Source organism: Conyzicola sp., from assembly GCF_057073975.1.
This window is the reverse complement of the sequence record NZ_JBXMIS010000080.1, coordinates 1-15,479: the sequence shown is the minus strand read 5'-3', so window position 1 is coordinate 15,479 and position 15,479 is coordinate 1. Positions and strand designations below refer to the sequence as shown.

At 68.2% G+C, this 15,479-nt stretch carries 15 protein-coding genes; 12 read left to right on the top strand and 3 right to left on the bottom strand.

Going from position 1 to position 15,479, the window contains the following annotated elements; translation table 11 throughout:
- Positions 1–54 precede the first annotated feature (54 nt).
- Positions 55–1,347, bottom strand: coding sequence for an extracellular solute-binding protein (locus AC14A7_RS07160; protein ID WP_484007630.1), 1,293 nt, complete (start codon positions 1,345–1,347; stop codon positions 55–57).
- A gap of 71 nt (positions 1,348–1,418) precedes the next feature.
- On the bottom strand, positions 1,419–2,591 hold the full coding sequence (locus tag AC14A7_RS07155) for an ROK family transcriptional regulator (RefSeq protein WP_484007628.1): 1,173 nt from the start codon (positions 2,589–2,591) through the stop codon (positions 1,419–1,421).
- 163 nt (positions 2,592–2,754) lie between these two features.
- On the opposite strand from AC14A7_RS07155, the gene AC14A7_RS07150 reads away from it, so the two are divergent.
- The 4 genes from AC14A7_RS07150 to AC14A7_RS07135 all read left to right on the top strand — a co-directional run bounded on the left by AC14A7_RS07150 (position 2,755) and on the right by AC14A7_RS07135 (position 6,115).
- Positions 2,755–3,186 carry an FMN-binding protein gene (locus AC14A7_RS07150; RefSeq protein ID WP_484007626.1) on the top strand — a complete coding sequence of 144 codons (432 nt, stop codon included), beginning with the start codon at positions 2,755–2,757 and terminating at the stop codon, positions 3,184–3,186.
- Entirely contained in the window at positions 3,176–4,051 is an 876-nt protein-coding gene (locus AC14A7_RS07145) for an FAD:protein FMN transferase (RefSeq protein ID WP_484007632.1), read from the top strand. The genes AC14A7_RS07150 and AC14A7_RS07145 overlap by 11 nt, the downstream gene beginning before the upstream one ends.
- Positions 4,048–5,574: an FAD-dependent oxidoreductase gene (locus AC14A7_RS07140; protein ID WP_484007625.1), complete on the top strand. Its 1,527-nt coding sequence runs from the start codon at positions 4,048–4,050 to the stop codon at positions 5,572–5,574. The genes AC14A7_RS07145 and AC14A7_RS07140 overlap by 4 nt, the downstream gene beginning before the upstream one ends.
- 112 nt (positions 5,575–5,686) lie before the next feature.
- Complete coding sequence (locus tag AC14A7_RS07135) at positions 5,687–6,115, top strand: Hsp20/alpha crystallin family protein (RefSeq protein ID WP_484007623.1); 429 nt, start codon at positions 5,687–5,689, stop codon at positions 6,113–6,115.
- 280 nt (positions 6,116–6,395) lie between these two features.
- On the opposite strand, the gene AC14A7_RS07130 is transcribed toward AC14A7_RS07135, so the two are convergent.
- Positions 6,396–7,613, bottom strand: coding sequence for an NADP-dependent isocitrate dehydrogenase (locus AC14A7_RS07130; RefSeq protein WP_484007621.1), 1,218 nt, complete (start codon positions 7,611–7,613; stop codon positions 6,396–6,398).
- Positions 7,614–7,721: 108 nt separating this feature from the next.
- Between AC14A7_RS07130 and AC14A7_RS07125 the strand changes: the two genes are divergently transcribed.
- From AC14A7_RS07125 to AC14A7_RS07090, 8 genes are all read left to right on the top strand, one after another.
- Positions 7,722–8,174, top strand: coding sequence for a GNAT family N-acetyltransferase (locus AC14A7_RS07125; RefSeq protein WP_484007619.1), 453 nt, complete (start codon positions 7,722–7,724; stop codon positions 8,172–8,174).
- A gap of 1 nt (position 8,175) precedes the next feature.
- Positions 8,176–8,481: an MGMT family protein gene (locus AC14A7_RS07120; protein WP_484007617.1), complete on the top strand. Its 306-nt coding sequence runs from the start codon at positions 8,176–8,178 to the stop codon at positions 8,479–8,481.
- Positions 8,482–8,880: 399 nt separating this feature from the next.
- Positions 8,881–9,567 carry an endonuclease domain-containing protein gene (locus AC14A7_RS07115; RefSeq protein WP_484007615.1) on the top strand — a complete coding sequence of 229 codons (687 nt, stop codon included), beginning with the start codon at positions 8,881–8,883 and terminating at the stop codon, positions 9,565–9,567.
- A 146-nt stretch (positions 9,568–9,713) separates the two neighbouring features.
- A complete protein-coding gene (locus tag AC14A7_RS07110; RefSeq protein ID WP_484007613.1) occupies positions 9,714–10,067 on the top strand; it encodes a cupin domain-containing protein in 354 nt (117 codons plus the stop codon).
- 68 nt (positions 10,068–10,135) lie between these two features.
- Positions 10,136–11,542 carry an alpha-amylase gene (locus tag AC14A7_RS07105; protein WP_484007611.1) on the top strand — a complete coding sequence of 469 codons (1,407 nt, stop codon included), beginning with the start codon at positions 10,136–10,138 and terminating at the stop codon, positions 11,540–11,542.
- Between the two features lie 254 nt (positions 11,543–11,796).
- Positions 11,797–12,435: a hypothetical protein gene (locus AC14A7_RS07100; protein ID WP_484007609.1), complete on the top strand. Its 639-nt coding sequence runs from the start codon at positions 11,797–11,799 to the stop codon at positions 12,433–12,435.
- The gene (locus AC14A7_RS07095) at positions 12,432–13,973 is read left to right on the top strand and encodes a DNA polymerase Y family protein (RefSeq protein ID WP_484007607.1); all 1,542 of its coding nucleotides are present in this window, start codon (positions 12,432–12,434) and stop codon (positions 13,971–13,973) included. Before AC14A7_RS07100 ends, AC14A7_RS07095 begins: the two co-directional genes overlap by 4 nt.
- Before the next feature lie 2 nt (positions 13,974–13,975).
- Positions 13,976–15,479 (top strand): PHP domain-containing protein (locus tag AC14A7_RS07090; RefSeq protein ID WP_484007605.1); only part of this gene is annotated, 1,504 nt, incomplete at its 3' end.

Below are 15,479 nucleotides of genomic sequence, written 5' to 3'. Positions count from 1 at the left end.
CCCCCCCCCCCCCCCCCCCCCCCCCCCCCCCCCCCCCCCCCCCGGTACTGCTGGCTAGCCGTTGATCAGTTCGTCGATCTTGGCGTCGTACTCAGCCGCGAGGGCCTTGATGTCTCCACCGGCGTTGACCTTGCCGAAGAACTCCTCGAGAAGGCCGGAGCCCTCGACCGCTGCCCAGCCGGGAGCGGCGGGGGTGAGCTTGGAGCTTGCAGCAGACTCTGCGAGCGCGGCGGCGAACTGGTCGTCACCGAGCGCGCTCGAGTAGTCGAGGTTTGCCGGGCCGAGACCGTTCTCTCCGAGCATGGTCTGGTACTCCTTCGAGAAGATGATCTTCATCAGCTCCTTCGACGCAGCCTGGTTCTTGCTCGCTGCAGAGATGGCGATGTTCGAGCCACCGGCGAATACAGGAGCGGCACCGCCGTCGACACCTGGCAGAACGAAGACGCCGAAGGTCTCGTCGTTCCAGGTTGCGATGGTCTTGGTGTCGTCGGCGGGGTCGGGTGCGAGGTCGCCGATCGACCAGTGCGCCCATCCGGGAGCGATGATCGTGGCGGCCTCAGGCGCGCCCGTCGTTGCGTTGTTGTTGATGTTGACCCACGGCGTGCTGTCTGCCTCGGTGACCGGGGCGAGCGAGGCATCCGCGAAGACCGACTGCAGCTGCTCGAGACCCGTGATGGTCTTCGGGTCGCTCAGCGACGACGACCACGTGGTGCCGTCGACAGTCGCGAGCTCTCCGCCGTTGGCGAAGATCCACGAGATGCCGTTGCGCCAGTCCTCTCCGCCGATGTAGAAGCCCGACTGGCCGGCAGTCTTCAGGGTTGCGACACTCTCGTTGAACTCATCGAGCGTGGTCGGAACCGAGAGGCCAGCGGCCGACCAGATGTCCTTGCGGTAGAAGATGTAGCGGGATCCGAAGTAGTACGGCTCGGCGTAGACCTTGCCGTCGTAGCTGCCGACCTCGACGAACGACGGCAGGAGCTTGTCGCCACCGAGCTCCTCGTGGATGTCGGAGAGGTCGGAGAATGCACCGACGCTGGTGAAGGTCGGGGCCCAGGTGTTGCCGATCTCGACCACGTCCGGGGTATTGTCGGCATCGGGTAGTGCGGTGGTCAGCTTCGAAAGAGCGTCAGACCAGTCCTGCTGCTCAATGGAAAGGGTGCCCCCGGTGGCGTCTGCGTACTCTGTCTTAAGGTAGTCGCGCAGTGCTTCCGGGGTGTCACCTCCCATGACCCAGAGAGTGATGTCCTTTCCACCCTCGTCATCAGCGACCGGGGCGTTCGTGGAGCACCCGGCGAGAACGACGAGCGCTGCGGTCGCGATGGCGACTGCTCCGTACTTTCTCTTCATTGTGTAGTCCTTGTTACTAGGGGTACGGGGTGCCCGGCTGGCCACTCCGCTGTGGTGCGAGGGATGAGGTCTCAAGAGACCCCGAGTTGGCCGGAGAGCACCATGACGGCTGCGCCGCGCATGACGATGTCCTCTCCGAGGGTTGTCATCCGCAGAGTCAGATCGCCATGGAACTCGGCCATCGTCCTCGCGCGGAGTGTCTCGATGGTCGCCTCGGCGAGAGGGCCATCAAGTAGTTCGGTCGGTCCGCTCAGCACTACCTCTGCGAGGTTGAGGGCACCGACCACGGGAGCGAGCGCGATGCCAAGTCGCTGGCCGGCCTCCCGAAGAATCTGCAGCTTCTCGTCATCCGAACCGGATGCCGCGAGCGCGGCCTCCAGTCGCGGCACAGCCAGCCACGTCTCGAGGCAGCCGTGCTTTCCGCACGCACAGGCGGCTCCGCCGTCTGTGCCGACCACCACGTGCCCGATCTCGCCAGCCGCGAACCGGCTGCCGAAGAGCGGGGTGCCGTCGAGCAGGAGACCGGCACCGACACCGTGGCCGACCTTGATCAGCATCATGTCGCTGTCGGCATCGCCGAAGCTGTGCTCGGCGAGGGCGGCGGCATTGGCGTCGTTGATGACGATGACGGGAAGCCCGAAGCGGTCGGCCAGCACCTGCTGCAGCGGCTCGCCGCTCCAGCCGAGGTTGGGGGCGCTCAGCACGATGCCGGCGAGGTCGACGACACCGGGCGAGCCGACGCCGATGCCGAGCACGGGAAGGGTCGCTGCGTCGACGAGCGACTTCACCAGGTCGACGACCTTCGCCGTCGCCTCTCTCCCCATGCTGCCGGCGAGGGGCAGCTCTGCACGCGCGATGACCTGGCCGTCGAGGTCGAGCAGTGCGCCGCGAAAGACGGAGTAGCCGCTGAGATCCACGCCGACGATCTGGAAGGCCTCGCGGTTCAGGTCGAGGAGCGTTGCCGGCTTGCCTGGGCGTGCATCCTCTCGCTGCCCTGTCTCGATGACAAGGCCCTCGGTCATGAGCTCGGCGATGAGGTCGGAGACCGTCACGCGGGTAAGACCGGTCTCGCGCGCGATGTCGGCCCGGCTCTGCGTGCCGGCGCGGTAGAGGGTCTGCAGCACGAGCGAGCGGTTGTGGCCGCGTGCGTGCTCTGGCAGGACCTTGGTGCTCGGGCGAAGGGCGCGACCGGTGGCGAAGGGGCGGCCTGCCGCTCCCGTGCTTCGCTGCATCTCGGTCGTCATGTTTGTTAGTAAAGCTTACGAACTAACCACGCGCAAGCTTTTCCACCAAGTTCGTTAGGAGGCTTTACATACTCGTAATAATCGAATTCCCAGCGAGCCCATCGAGGATTCCGCCATGCTTGCCAGTAGCCACGACTCCGCTCACAGAACGAAGGCAGAACACATGACCTCCCTGCAGACGAAATCCGCACTCGCCGCACTCGCCATGCTCTCGCTGACCACCGTCGCCGGGTGTGCGACCACCGCTCCGGCGACCGGCGCCGACGACGCCAGCGACTCCCCCGCCACCACCTCTGGCGAGTATGCCGACGGCACCTACACCGAGAGCGGTGACTACCAGGCCCCGAGCGGCACAGAGACGGTCGAGGTCACCCTCACCCTCGCCGACAATGTCATCACCGAGGTGACGGTCGTCGGCGACGCCACCGACCCACAGGCCAAGCTGCACCAGGGCGAGTTCTCCGACGGCATCGCCGCCGTCGTCGTCGGCAAGAACATCGACGAGATCTCGGTCGACAAGGTCGGCGGGTCATCACTCACGAGCGGCGGCTTCACCGCGGCCGTCGAGGCGATCAAGGCCGACGCTGCAGAATAGCCAGCGCCCGCACGCCCTGCACTTCGAGGCGATCGGCACGACCTGGCAGCTCGACACCGACCTGCCGGTCTCGCCAGCCGTGCAGCAGCAGATCGCCACGCGGGTCGAGCAGTTCGACCTCGCCTGGTCGCGGTTTCGTGACGACTCGCTCGTCTCGCGCATCGCCACGACGGCGGGCAGCTGGACCCTTCCGCCCGAGGCGGCCGCACTGCTCGACGTCTACCGCCGCCTGTACGAGGCGACCGACGGGGCCATGAGCCCGCTCGTCGGGCGCTCGCTCGAGACACTCGGCTACGACCGCACCTACTCGCTGCGGCAGAGCGGGCCAGCGGTCGCGACGCCAGCCTGGGAAGACGCGATCGCGTGGGATGGATCGGTGCTCACCACGCTGCGCCCTGTCACGCTCGACATCGGGGCAGCGGGCAAGGGATACCTCGTCGACCTTGTGACGGAACTGCTGCTCGCCGCCGGCCACCGCGACGTCATCGTGGATGGCAGCGGCGACATCCGTCACGCTGGTCCCTTGCCGATTCGCGTCGCCCTCGAGCACCCGCTGGATGCGAAGCGGGCGATCGGCATCGCGAACGTTCGCAGCGGGGCAATCTGCTCCTCCGCAACCAACCGGCGCTCCTGGGGTGCCGGGCTGCACCACGTGATCGACGCCACAACGGGGATGCCGACCACCCGCGTCATCGCCACCTGGGCCATCGCCGCGACCGGGCTCGAGGCCGACGGGCTCTCGACCGCGCTGTTCTTCGCCGACCCCTCGCGGCTGGCAGAGCAGTTCGACTTTCAGTACGTGCGCATGCTGGCAACGGGAGCGATAGAGTTCTCGCCAAACCTCGACGGGGAGTTGTTCACATGAAGCAATGGCTCGATCGCATCACCGGCGTCGTCACCATGTACCGCCTCATTCTCGTCAGCCTCATCGTCATCGCGGCGATCGCGCTGGTGCTGTCGCTGCTCGGGCAGCTGTCGGTGCAGCCACTGCCGCTCCTCGCCTCCGCCGTCGTGGCCATCGCCGTCACCACCGGGTCGAACTGGCTCATCGCCCGGCTGCTGCGCATTGCGCCGCACGCCGACTCGTCGCTCATCACCGCCTTGCTCGTCTTCGTCGTTCTCGCGCCGAGCGCGGATGCCGCGGGTCTCGCCAGCATCGCCATCGCGAGCGTCATCGCGAGCGCCTCGAAGTACGTGCTCGCCGTGCGCGGCCGCCACATCTTCAACCCCGCCGCCGTCGGCATCTTCGTCGTCACGCTGCTCGCCTTCGGCGGCGTTCCCGGCTTCAGCTATGCGAGCTGGTGGCTCGGCACCCCCTATCTGCTGCTGCCCGTCGCCATCGCCGCGTTCGCGATCCTCTACCGAACCCAGCGGCTCACCCTCGGGCTCGTCTTCCTCGTCGTCGCAGCACTCTCTGTCGTGGTGCGCTACATGCTCGTCGGATCGTCGCCGCTCGATGCGCTCTCCTACCTCCTGCTCTCCTCCCCCGCGGTGTTCTTCGCCGGCTTCATGCTCAGCGAGCCGCTGACCCTCCCCCCACGCCGCTGGCAGCAGCTCGCCGAGGCCGTGGTCGTCGCCCTGCTCTTCACCGTGCCGTTCGGCGTCGGGCTCGTCACCAACACCCCGCAGTTCGCACTGCTGGTTGGCAATGTCATCGGCTTCGCCTTCGGGCAGCGCCGCGCCATCCGGCTCGAGTTCCTCGGCAAGACCCAGCTCTCGCCGACGACGTGGGAGCTCGCCTTCCGGCCGTCTCGGCCCGTTCGGTTCATCCCCGGCCAGTACATGGAGCTCACCATTCCGCACCGCAAGGCCGACTTCCGTGGCAGCCGGCGCTACTTCAGCATCTCGTCGGCACCGGCACCGGATGCCCCCATCACCTTCGCCCTCACCACGCCAGAGAAGGCGAGCAGCTTCAAACAGGCACTGCTCGACCTCGAACCGGGTGCCACCATCCAGGGCACCGGGGTTGGAGGCGACTTCGCCCTCCCCCGCGACACCGCAGAGCCGCTGCTGCTCGTTGCCGGCGGCATCGGCATCACGCCGTTCGCGAGCCAGCTGGCCTCCGCGACCGCCGCGGGCGAGCAGCGCGATGTCGTGGTGGTCTACTCCACGAGCACGACGGGCACCCCGCCGTACGCCGACCTGCTCACCCAGTCGGGTGCCCGCGTCGTGCTGTTCAGCCCGACCCCGCCGTCACCGCTGCCGACCGGATGGGTCTACGGCGGCGAGGGGCGCGTCACCCCGGAGCGCATCGCAGCGCTCGTTCCGGATGCCGCGGGCCGCCGCGCCTACATCTCCGGCCCTCCCGCCCTCGTCGCAACCCTGCGCGCCGCCCTGCGCGGGCAGGGCGTCAAGCGGGTGCACGCCGACTACTTCTCCGGGTACTGAGCCGCGAGATCGCGACCTGTTCGCCCTCAGAAAACTCAGCAATTTTTAAGGCGCGATCTGGTTAATCTCTGTACATGAGTCACAGTGACTCAAGTTTGAAGGAGTGATCACAATGGCAGTTCTCTTTGACCCGTTCCGCGAGCTGGACCGCGTTGCAGCGAGCATGCTCGACTCTCGGCAGGGCCCGCGCCTCATGCCCATCGACCTGTTCCGTGACGGGGACACCTACGTGCTCAACGCCGACCTCCCCGGGATCGACCCCGGGACGGTCGATGTCGACGTCGACGGCCAGCTGCTCACCATCCGCGCAGAGCGCACAGCACGCAGTCGTGATGGCGTGACGTGGCTCGCGAGCGAGCGACCCAGCGGCAGCTTCCACCGCCAGTTCACCCTCGGCGAGGGCATCGCGAGCGAGCACATCAGCGCGAGCTACGAGAACGGCGTGCTGAGCGTGACGATCCCGGTCAGCGAGCGCGCCAAGCCGCGCAAGATCGCGGTGTCGACCGGCGCGACGGTGCGGCAGCCGGAGGTAGCGAGCTAGTCCACGGGCATGGACCGGGCTCCGTGGATGCGGACGGAGCCCGATCCACGGTCCTGAACTTCACCGAGGGAAGGGCGATGGAGGGCGTTGCAACCGATTCGGCTGACGGTGCGGGCGCTCATCGCCGGGTCACCTCGGAATGGCACGGCCTCGCAGCCAGATCGAACGCCACCGAGGTCTTGGGTGCCGATTCCATTATCGCACCGCGAACGCAGAAGGGCCCCGACGAAAATGTCGGGGCCCTTCTGCTGTCCAGCTATGACCGCTGGAGACTCACGACTCAGGCGCCGAGGCGCGCCGCGAGGTTCTTGTCGAGGGTGTCGAGGAACTCCTCGGTGGTCTCCCACTTCTGGTCGGGGCCGACGAGAAGCGCGAGGTCCTTGGTCATGTGACCGGCCTCGACAGACTTGATGACGACATCCTCAAGCGTCTCCGCGAAGGTCGCGAGCGCCGGGTTGTTGTCGAGCTTGGCGCGGTGCGACAGGCCGCGGGTCCACGCGTAGATCGAGGCGATCGGGTTCGTCGAGGTCGGCTTGCCGGCCTGGTGCTGGCGGTAGTGCCGCGTGACGGTGCCGTGGGCGGCCTCTGCCTCGACGACAGATCCGTCGGGCACAGACAGCACCGACGTCATGAGGCCGAGCGAGCCGAAGCCCTGGGCGACGGTGTCGGACTGCACGTCGCCGTCGTAGTTCTTGCATGCCCAGACGTAGCCGCCCTCCCACTTCATGGCAGAGGCCACCATGTCGTCGATGAGGCGGTGCTCGTAGGTGAGGCCGGCTGCGTCGAACTTCTCCTTGAACTCCGACTGGAAGATCTCCTCGAAGATGTCCTTGAAGCGGCCGTCGTATGCCTTGAGGATGGTGTTCTTCGTCGAGAGGTACACCGGGTAGTTGCGGCTGAGCCCGTAGTTGAGCGAGGCGCGCGCGAAGTCGATGATCGACTCGTCGAGGTTGTACTGCACCTGGGCGATGCCGTCGCCGGGGGCCGCGAAGACCTCGAACTTCTGCGGCTCAGAGCCGTCGTCGGGCGTGAAGCTGACCTCGAGCTTGCCTGATCCCTTGAACAGGAAGTCGGTGGCACGGTACTGGTCGCCGAAGGCGTGGCGGCCGATGATGATCGGCTTGTTCCAGCCCGGCACAAGGCGCGGGATGTTGGAGATGATGATCGGCTCGCGGAAGATGACCCCGCCGAGGATGTTGCGGATCGTGCCGTTCGGCGACTTCCACATCTTCTTGAGGCCGAACTCCTCAACGCGGGCCTCGTCGGGGGTGATGGTCGCGCACTTGACGCCGACGCCGTGCTTCTGGATGGCGTGGGCGGCATCGATGGTGACCTGGTCGTCGGTCGCGTCGCGGTGCTCGATGCCGAGGTCGTAGTACTCGAGGTTGATGTCGAGGTACGGGTGGATCAGGGTCTCCTTGATCTTCTGCCAGATGATGCGGGTCATCTCGTCGCCGTCGAGTTCGACAACGGTGCCTTCGACCTTGATCTTTTCCATGCGTGTTTCCTCCTGAAGTAAGCCCGAAACAGCTTACCGCGACGCACAAGTATCTCGACGTCGAGATACTTCGAGACAGGATCGCGACGGGAGGGTACCGTGTCTTACATGGGTGACCTCCGGCTCGAAGAACTGTCCGCCGCCACGATCGTCGCGGCCAACACCCTCACGCTGCGCCGAGGGCAGGAGCAGTTCGTGACTCCCCCCTCCTATGCGATCGCCGATGCCTACATCAATCCGGTGACCTCGTGGCCGCGCGTCGTGCTCGACGGTGACACCGTCGTCGGCTTCATCCGCGGCAACTTCGACCCCGACAGCGACCTGCCGGAGTTTCGCAGCTGCATCTGGCGCATCAACGTCGCCGCCGACGCCCAGGGCGCCGGCATCGGCAAGTTCGCCGTGCTGGCACTCGCCGAGGAGGCGCGCTCCCGCGGCTTCGACGAGCTCACCGTCATCTGGGAGCCCGGCGAGGAGGGGCCAGAGGAGTTCTTCCTCAAGGTCGGCTTCGAGATCACCGGGCAGACCCAGTACGGCGAGAACATCGGCACCCTGAAGCTCTAGGGTGCCCGCCTCCCCCGAATTCGTCGAGCGCGTGCTGCAGCTCGTCGACAGCATCCCGCCGGGCCGCGTCATGCCCTACGGCGAGGTGGCCGCCGCGCTCGGATCCCGCGCCTCGCGCGCGGTGGGGCAGGTGATGGCGCACTACGGCTCTGACGTGCCGTGGTGGCGCGTCATCCGCGCGAGCGGGCATCCGCCGCTCGACCACGAGCAGGAGGCGCTGCAGCACTACCGTGCGGAGGGCACCCCGCTCGTGTGGGGCAACTCTGGCTATCGCGTGAACCTCCGCATGGCACGGCACCGCCCCTAGCCGCCCGGCCCGCTGGCCACCCCTCCCGCCCGGCCTTCCGAAATGACGGAGGTGCGGCATCCAGTTCATTTCTCAGCCCTGAAACCAGGCGCCGCGGCGGTTCACTACTCCGTCATTTCGGAAGAGGGAGCGGGGATTCGCACAGATCTCGACGACGACGGGTGGCAGGCGATACCGCGCCTGCAGGCTCTGCGCATGAACTCGATCTACTACGACGTCTGGCGACGAGGCGGCGTTGCTGCCACGCATGAGTTGCTGCGCGACGGGCACACGTCCCACTCGCTGACACGCGCCGTCAGGCGAGGGGAGGTCATCCGAGCGCGGCAAGGGCACTACTGCTGTCCGGAGCTGAGCGCCCGCCAGGTTGCAGCTGTGCGAGTCGGGGGAAGGCTGACGGGCATGGCCGCGGCATCCGAGCACGGCTTCTGGACACCCGCGGGCACAACGCTGACCGTGCAGGTCTCCGCCCATGCGCGAGCGCTGCGCACCCCGGAGAACCCGAGACAGCGGCTAGCGACACGACCCGGCGCCGCCACAGCTCGCTGGGGCTCATCCACCCCCACGGGTACTCGCAGTCTGGTCGACCCAGTGACGTGCCTGATCGAGGTTATTCGCCACCATCCGCCTCTCATCGCGTTCGCCGTTGTCGAGTCGGCCCTCTACGGTCGCGCGGTCTCGACATCGCAGTGGGCCCGGATCCTGGCTGCGCTTCCGAGACGAGAACGACGGGCGCTGGAGCACGCCGCCGGGCTCAGCGAGAGCGGCGGCGAGTCATTGTTGCGATTCCACATGCTCGAGATGGGATTCGCACTTCAGCAGCAAGTGAGCGTTCCGGGAGTCGGTCGGGTGGACTTTCTCGTCGGGGACGGCTTGGTGATCGAGGTCGACGGCGCCCAGTTTCACACCGACCACACTGCCTTTGAAGAGGATCGGCGACGGGATGCGGTGCTCACCGCGGCAGGATTCCGGGTGTTGCGCTTCAGCTATCGCCAGATTGTCGCCCGCTGGCGTGATGTGGAGGCCGCGATTCGCGCGGCAGTGGCGCGTGGTGACCACATCCGCCCGCGGTCGTCCGTTCCGAAATGACGGATATACGAGGGAGCATGGCGGACGTCGTGAGGAGGAGCACTCCCCCTCCGGGGAGTTCTCCGTCGTTTCGGAATGCATCCGTGGGTGTCGCGCTTGGGCTGAGGGGTCTATCCCCCAGACGGGGGTGGTGCTACGGTGCAGCGATGACCCAAGAACACGACCCCGTCTCAACTAACCCCGGCCTCTACTCCGTGCTGTTCGAGAACGAGCGCGTGCGCGTGCTCTCCTACGAGGACACCCCAGGAACCGTCTCGACGCCGCACCGGCATCCCGACAGCGTGATGGTCACGCTGAGCGGGTTCAGCCGGCGGCTCTCGATGGGCGAGCGCAGCTTCGACACCGTGCTGCCCGCCGGTGCCGCAGTGTGGCTGCCGGCCCAGGAGCACTTCGGCGAGAACACCGGCGACACCGACACGCGGGTGGTCTTCGTCGAGCTGAAGGAGCCGGCAGACAACCCTGTCGCCCCCGGCGGACCCCCGCCGCTCGGGCCGCAGTAGCCAGCACCCCTTCCGGTTGCTATGGTGCTGCAAGCGCTTGCAGTGACGCGAGCGCAGCGAGGGGCGACATGCGCAGGGCAGCGACGGCAGCGGTACTCATCGGCATGCTTGCCCTGGCCGGGTGCTCGCAGCCCGCCGCCTCCTATGACGGCGGCGATGCATCGAGGGATGTCGGCATCCAGCTGTTCCAGTGGAACTGGGAGTCGATCGCCCGCGAGTGCACCGACACTCTCGGCCCCGCCGGTATCGCCTGGGTGCTCACGAGCCCACCGCAGGAGCACATCGCCGGCTCGCCGTGGTGGACGGCGTACCAGCCGGTGAGCTACGACATCGAGTCGCGCCTCGGCACGCGCGAGCAGTTCTCCGACATGGTGTCGACGTGCCACGAGGCTGGCGTCAAGATCATCGCGGATGCCGTCATCAACCACATGACCGGCCAGGACAGCGACGGCGAGGGCTGGGCGGGAACGCCCTATGGCCACTACGACTACCCCGACCTCTACACCGAGGACGACTTCCACCACTGCGGGCTCAGCGAGAGCGACGACATCACCGACTACTCGAGCGCCGGCAACGTGCAGAACTGCGAGCTCGTGAACCTCGCCGACCTTGCAACAGAGAAGCCGTCGGTGCAGAAGACCATCGCCGGCTACCTCAACGACCTTCGCTCGCTCGGGGTCGACGGGTTTCGCATCGACGCGGCCAAGCACATGCCAGCCGAGGATGTCGCCGCCATCGTCGAGCTCGTCGACGGCGACCCCTACATCGTCAGCGAGGTGATCCGCACCGACGGCGAGCCAATTCAACCGGAGGACTACCTCGACTCTGGCGACGTCTTCGAGTTCGGGCTCGCATACCAGCTCGTGCCATGGCTGAAGACGGGGCAGCTGTCGAACATCAGCAGTGTCGACTCCTACGGCTTCGCCCCCTCGGAGCAGGCCCGCACCTTCGTCGACAACCACGACACGGAGCGCAACCGCCAGACGCTCAGCTACCGCGACGGCCCGCGCTACCTGCTTGCCCAGTACCTGCTGCTCGCAAGCGACTACGGCAGCCCGGTGCTGTACTCCGGATTCTCGTTCACGATCAACAACAACTCGCTGCCGGTGGAGCCCTCTGGCGCCGTCTCCGACGTCGCATGCGCTGACCAGGCTGCCGCATACGCCGACGGGCTCTGGCTGTGCCAGCACCGCTGGCCCGGCGTGCTCGGCATGGTCGGCTGGCGTGCGGCGGCCGACGGCGCCCCCGTGAGCGACGAGTGGAGCGAGGGCGACGCCTATGCCTTCGGCCGCGGCCCTGCCGCCTTCATCGCGCTCAACGCCGCCGACGAGCCGCTCACGCGCACCTTCGAGACCTCGCTGCCCGCCGGCACGTACGACGACGTCATCGGCGGGGGCTCGGTCGAGGTTGCCGCCGACGGGTCGTTCGAGGCGACGGTTCCGGCGCTCGGAGCGGTCGCCATCCACGTCTCGTAGCCGCACTGTCATCCGCAAGGGTGAGACTGGTCGCGACGTGCGGGCGATGCGGGATGGATGCCGCTGCCGCTGCACTTAAGGCATGGACAGTTTCGACACGTGGCCCCTCATCCTCGCTCCCGTGATCGGCGCGATCGTGGTCTGCGCCGTGGTGATCGTGACCGCCGTGACGCGGTGAGCTGCCATCGAATGGCGACACGCCGTACGGCCTCCTTCCCGCTTGACTCATTCGAACATATGTTCGAACATGGAGCATGCCCGCCGCAGCCGCCTCCGTCTCTGTTGAGAGGATCGACGAGGTGCGCGAGCTGCAGGCGCGCATCAGGGCCATGCAGTCGACGACGCTCGACTCCCGGGCTCTCGATACCTCGCCGACCGTCGCAGGGCTGCTGCCCGGCGGCAGTCTGAAGACCGGGGTCGCTTACGTCATCGAGGGCTCGACCAGCCTCGCGATGGCGCTCATGGCCGGGCCGTCGCAAGCCGGCGCGTGGTGCGGCGTCGTCGGTGTTCCCACCTTCGGCACCGAGGCGGCGAAGGCTGCCGGCATCGACCTCGAGCGGCTCGCCCTCGCCCCATACCCCGGCGACCAGTGGCTGCCCGTCACCGCCGCCCTCGCCGACGTTCTCACCGTCGTGCTCGTTCGCCCGCCGCTGCCCCCGAGCGACGGCAGCGTCGCCCGGCTCATGGCACGGCTGCGCGAACGCGGCACGACCCTCATCGTGCTCGGCCAGTGGCCTGATACAAGCTGGCCGGGCGCTGAAGCGCGCCTGCGAATAAGGCGTAGCCAGTGGGGTGGCCTTGGCGACGGCCATGGCCACCTCACGTCAAGAGAGCTCGTAGTGGAGGTGGCTGCGCGCACCGGCAGCCCGCGAGAGCGGATGGTGCAGCTGTGATCCGCACGATGCTCGCCTGGTGCCCCGACTGGCCCGTCATCGCCGCCTCGATCGAGGGCGGCTTCTCTGCCGACGGCCCCATCGCTGTCGTCGAGAAGGGGCTCGTCTTCGCCTGCTCCGCCGCCGCCCGCACCGACGGGGTGCGGCGCGGCATGCGCATGCGCGAGGCACAGGCCCGCTGCCCCGACATCGAGCTCGTGCCATACGACCGGTCGGCCGACAACCGCCTGTTCGAGCCCGTCATCGCCGGCGTCGAGGCGTCGATGGCCGGGGTGCAGCTCGTGCGGCCCGGCATGCTCGCGATCCGTGCGCGCGGCCCGGCCCGCTACTACGGCGGAGAGCTGCCGGCGGCGCGGCTGCTCGTCAGCCGCCTTGCCGAGCTCGGCGCACCCGGCGCGAAGGTCGGCATCGCCGACGGGCCCTTCGCCGCAGAGCACGCCGCCCGGCGCGCATCGAACGTCATGATCATCGCCGAGGGCGCCTCCCCCACCTTCCTCGGCTCGCTGCCGATCGAGGCGCTCGGCGACGCCGCGCTCAGCCCGTTGCTGCGGCGGCTCGGCATCCGCGATCTCGCCACCTTCGCCGCCCTCCCGGCGACGAGCGTGCGCGAGCGCTTCGGCGCAGCCGGCGCCATGGCGCACACGCTCGCCGCCGGCCTCGACCCGCGCGGAGTCGTTGCACGCACCCCGCCGCGCGAGCTCGTGGCGAGCGTCGACTTCGAGCCGCCGCTCGACCGCATCGACCAGGTGGCCTTCGGCATCAAGGCGGCGGCCGACGCACTCATCGCCGAGCTCATGGCCTCCCGCCTCGCCTGCACAGAGCTGCGGGTCATCGTCACGACAGAGGGCGAGTCGAGCGAGCGCACCTGGCTGCACCCGCGCTGGTTCACCGGAGCGGATGCGGTCGACCGCGTGCGCTGGCAGCTGCAGGGGGCTGGCAGCGCCGCCGGCAGTGGCCTGCAGTCACCCGTGACCCGGGTGCGGCTCGAGCCGGCCGTCGTCGACGAGCTCGGCAACCACGAGTCGGGCCTGTGGGGCAACGGCCCAGACGAGGGCGTGCACCACGGGCTCTCCCGCGTGCAGGGCATGCTCGGCCACGAGGGCGTCGTGACCGCCGTGCTCGGCGGCGGGCGGCTGCTCGCCGACCGGCAGGTGCTCGTGCCGTGGGGCGACCGGCCCGATCCGCGCCTTGCGCAGGCGGCTGCAAAGCCGTGGCCTGGCCGGCTTCCCGACCCGCAGCCGGCAACCGTGTTCGCCCAGCCGACACCCGTGGTGGTGCTGGGTGAGGAGGGAGCGGAGATCGAGGTGAGTGAGCGGGGGCAGCTGATCGGGCATCCGGTCTGGTTCTCTGCGACGGGAGCGCGCAAGGACGCGACGCGGGTCGCCGCGTGGGCTGGGCCATGGCCGGTGCGCGAGCGCTGGTGGGATGCCGACGCGGCCCTCAGCGTCAACCGCTTCCAGGTGGTCGATGGGTCTGGCTCCGCGTGGCTGCTGCTGCTCTCGGGCCGGGACTGGGTGGCCGAGGGGAGGTATGACTAGCCATGGGCTGGAACAACCCCGCCATGCCGTGGGGTGAGCTCAACCGACTATTGAGCGACCCCGCGCGGCCGGGCCAGGAGCTGCCGACCGGAGCCGACGGGGGCGACAGCCCCGCGTGGTCGCGCAAACGCCAGCCGTATGTTCCTCCCGCCTCGTACGAGCCGGGCAGCGTGCCGTACGCAGAGCTGCACGCGCACTCGACCTTCAGCTTTCTCGACGGCGCGAGCCAGCCAGAGGAGCTTGCAGAGGAGGCGGCGCGGCTCGGCCTGCACGGCCTTGCCCTCACCGACCACGACGGCTTCTACGGCGTCGCGCGCATGGCGGAGGCTGCGGAGAAGTACGCGCCGCTGCAGACCATGTTCGGCGCGGAGCTCTCGCTCGGCCTCACCAAGCCGCAGAACGGCGAACCAGACCCGCAAGGGTCGCACCTGCTCGTGCTCGCGCGGCAGCAGCCCGGCTACCACCGGCTGAGCGAGATCATCACGACCGCCCAGCTCGCCGAGGGCGCAGAGAAGGGCAGCCCGGTCTACGACCTGGACGATATTGCGGCGAAGGCGTCGGGCGACCTGCTCATACTGACCGGATGCCGAAAAGGGTCGGTGCGCCAGGCCCTCCTCACCCAGGGCGAGCAGGCTGCCGCCCGCGAGGTGGATCGCCTCGCCTGGCTGTTCGGCAACGACAACCTCGTCGTCGAGCTGATCGACAACGGCGACCCGCTCGCCTCCGACCACAACGACGCGCTCGCGGCGATCGCGCGGCGGCGGCGGCTCTCCACGGTGGCAACGGGCAACGTGCACTACGCGCGGCCTGCCACGGCCGAGCTCGCGAGCGCGATCGCAGCGGTGCGCGCCCGGCGCAGTCTCGACGACCTCGATGGCTGGCTGCCGGCATCCATGGCTCACCTGCGATCGGGGGAGGAGATGGCCGCGCGCTTCTCACGGTACCCCGGCGCAGTGGAGCGCACCGTCGAGATCAGCGATGCGATCTCGTTCCCGCTGCGGTCGATGAAGCCCGGCCTGCCGCAACAGGAGGTTCCTGCGGGGCACACGCCGATGTCGTGGCTGCGGCACCTCGTGTGGGAGGCGGTGCCGAAGCGCTACCCGAACGCGCCGGCCCCTGTCACCGAGCGCATCGAGCGCGAGCTCGCGGTGATCGAGCAGAAGGACTTTCCCGGCTACTTCCTCATCGTGCGCGACATCGTGTGGTTCGCGAAGGGGCGCGGCATCCTGTGCCAGGGGCGCGGCTCTGCCGCCAACTCCGCGGTCTGCTACCTGCTCGGCATCACCGCCGTCGACCCGATCTTCTACGGGCTGCCGTTCGAGCGGTTCCTGTCGAGCATGCGCGACGAGGAGCCAGATATCGACGTCGACTTCGACTCCGACCGGCGCGAGGAGGTCATCCAGTACGTGTTCGCCAAGTACGGTCGCCGCAACGCCGCGCAGGTCGCGAACGTCATCAGCTACCGACCCAAGTTCGCGATCCGCGACATGGCGAAGGCGCTGGGAT

Excerpts from the sequence above, each read along its gene's own strand:
- AC14A7_RS07160 (WP_484007630.1), bottom strand. The coding sequence starts at position 1,347 with ATGAAGAGAAAGTACGGAGCAGTCGCCATCGCGACCGCAGCGCTCGTC.
- AC14A7_RS07155 (WP_484007628.1), bottom strand. The coding sequence starts at position 2,591 with ATGACGACCGAGATGCAGCGAAGCACGGGAGCGGCAGGCCGCCCCTTC.
- AC14A7_RS07150 (WP_484007626.1), top strand. The coding sequence starts at position 2,755 with ATGACCTCCCTGCAGACGAAATCCGCACTCGCCGCACTCGCCATGCTC.
- AC14A7_RS07140 (WP_484007625.1), top strand. The coding sequence starts at position 4,048 with ATGAAGCAATGGCTCGATCGCATCACCGGCGTCGTCACCATGTACCGC.
- AC14A7_RS07135 (WP_484007623.1), top strand. The coding sequence starts at position 5,687 with ATGGCAGTTCTCTTTGACCCGTTCCGCGAGCTGGACCGCGTTGCAGCG.
- AC14A7_RS07130 (WP_484007621.1), bottom strand. The coding sequence starts at position 7,613 with ATGGAAAAGATCAAGGTCGAAGGCACCGTTGTCGAACTCGACGGCGAC.
- AC14A7_RS07125 (WP_484007619.1), top strand. The coding sequence starts at position 7,722 with ATGGGTGACCTCCGGCTCGAAGAACTGTCCGCCGCCACGATCGTCGCG.
- AC14A7_RS07115 (WP_484007615.1), top strand. The coding sequence starts at position 8,881 with ATGGCCGCGGCATCCGAGCACGGCTTCTGGACACCCGCGGGCACAACG.
- AC14A7_RS07110 (WP_484007613.1), top strand. The coding sequence starts at position 9,714 with ATGACCCAAGAACACGACCCCGTCTCAACTAACCCCGGCCTCTACTCC.
- AC14A7_RS07105 (WP_484007611.1), top strand. The coding sequence starts at position 10,136 with ATGCGCAGGGCAGCGACGGCAGCGGTACTCATCGGCATGCTTGCCCTG.
- AC14A7_RS07100 (WP_484007609.1), top strand. The coding sequence starts at position 11,797 with ATGCCCGCCGCAGCCGCCTCCGTCTCTGTTGAGAGGATCGACGAGGTG.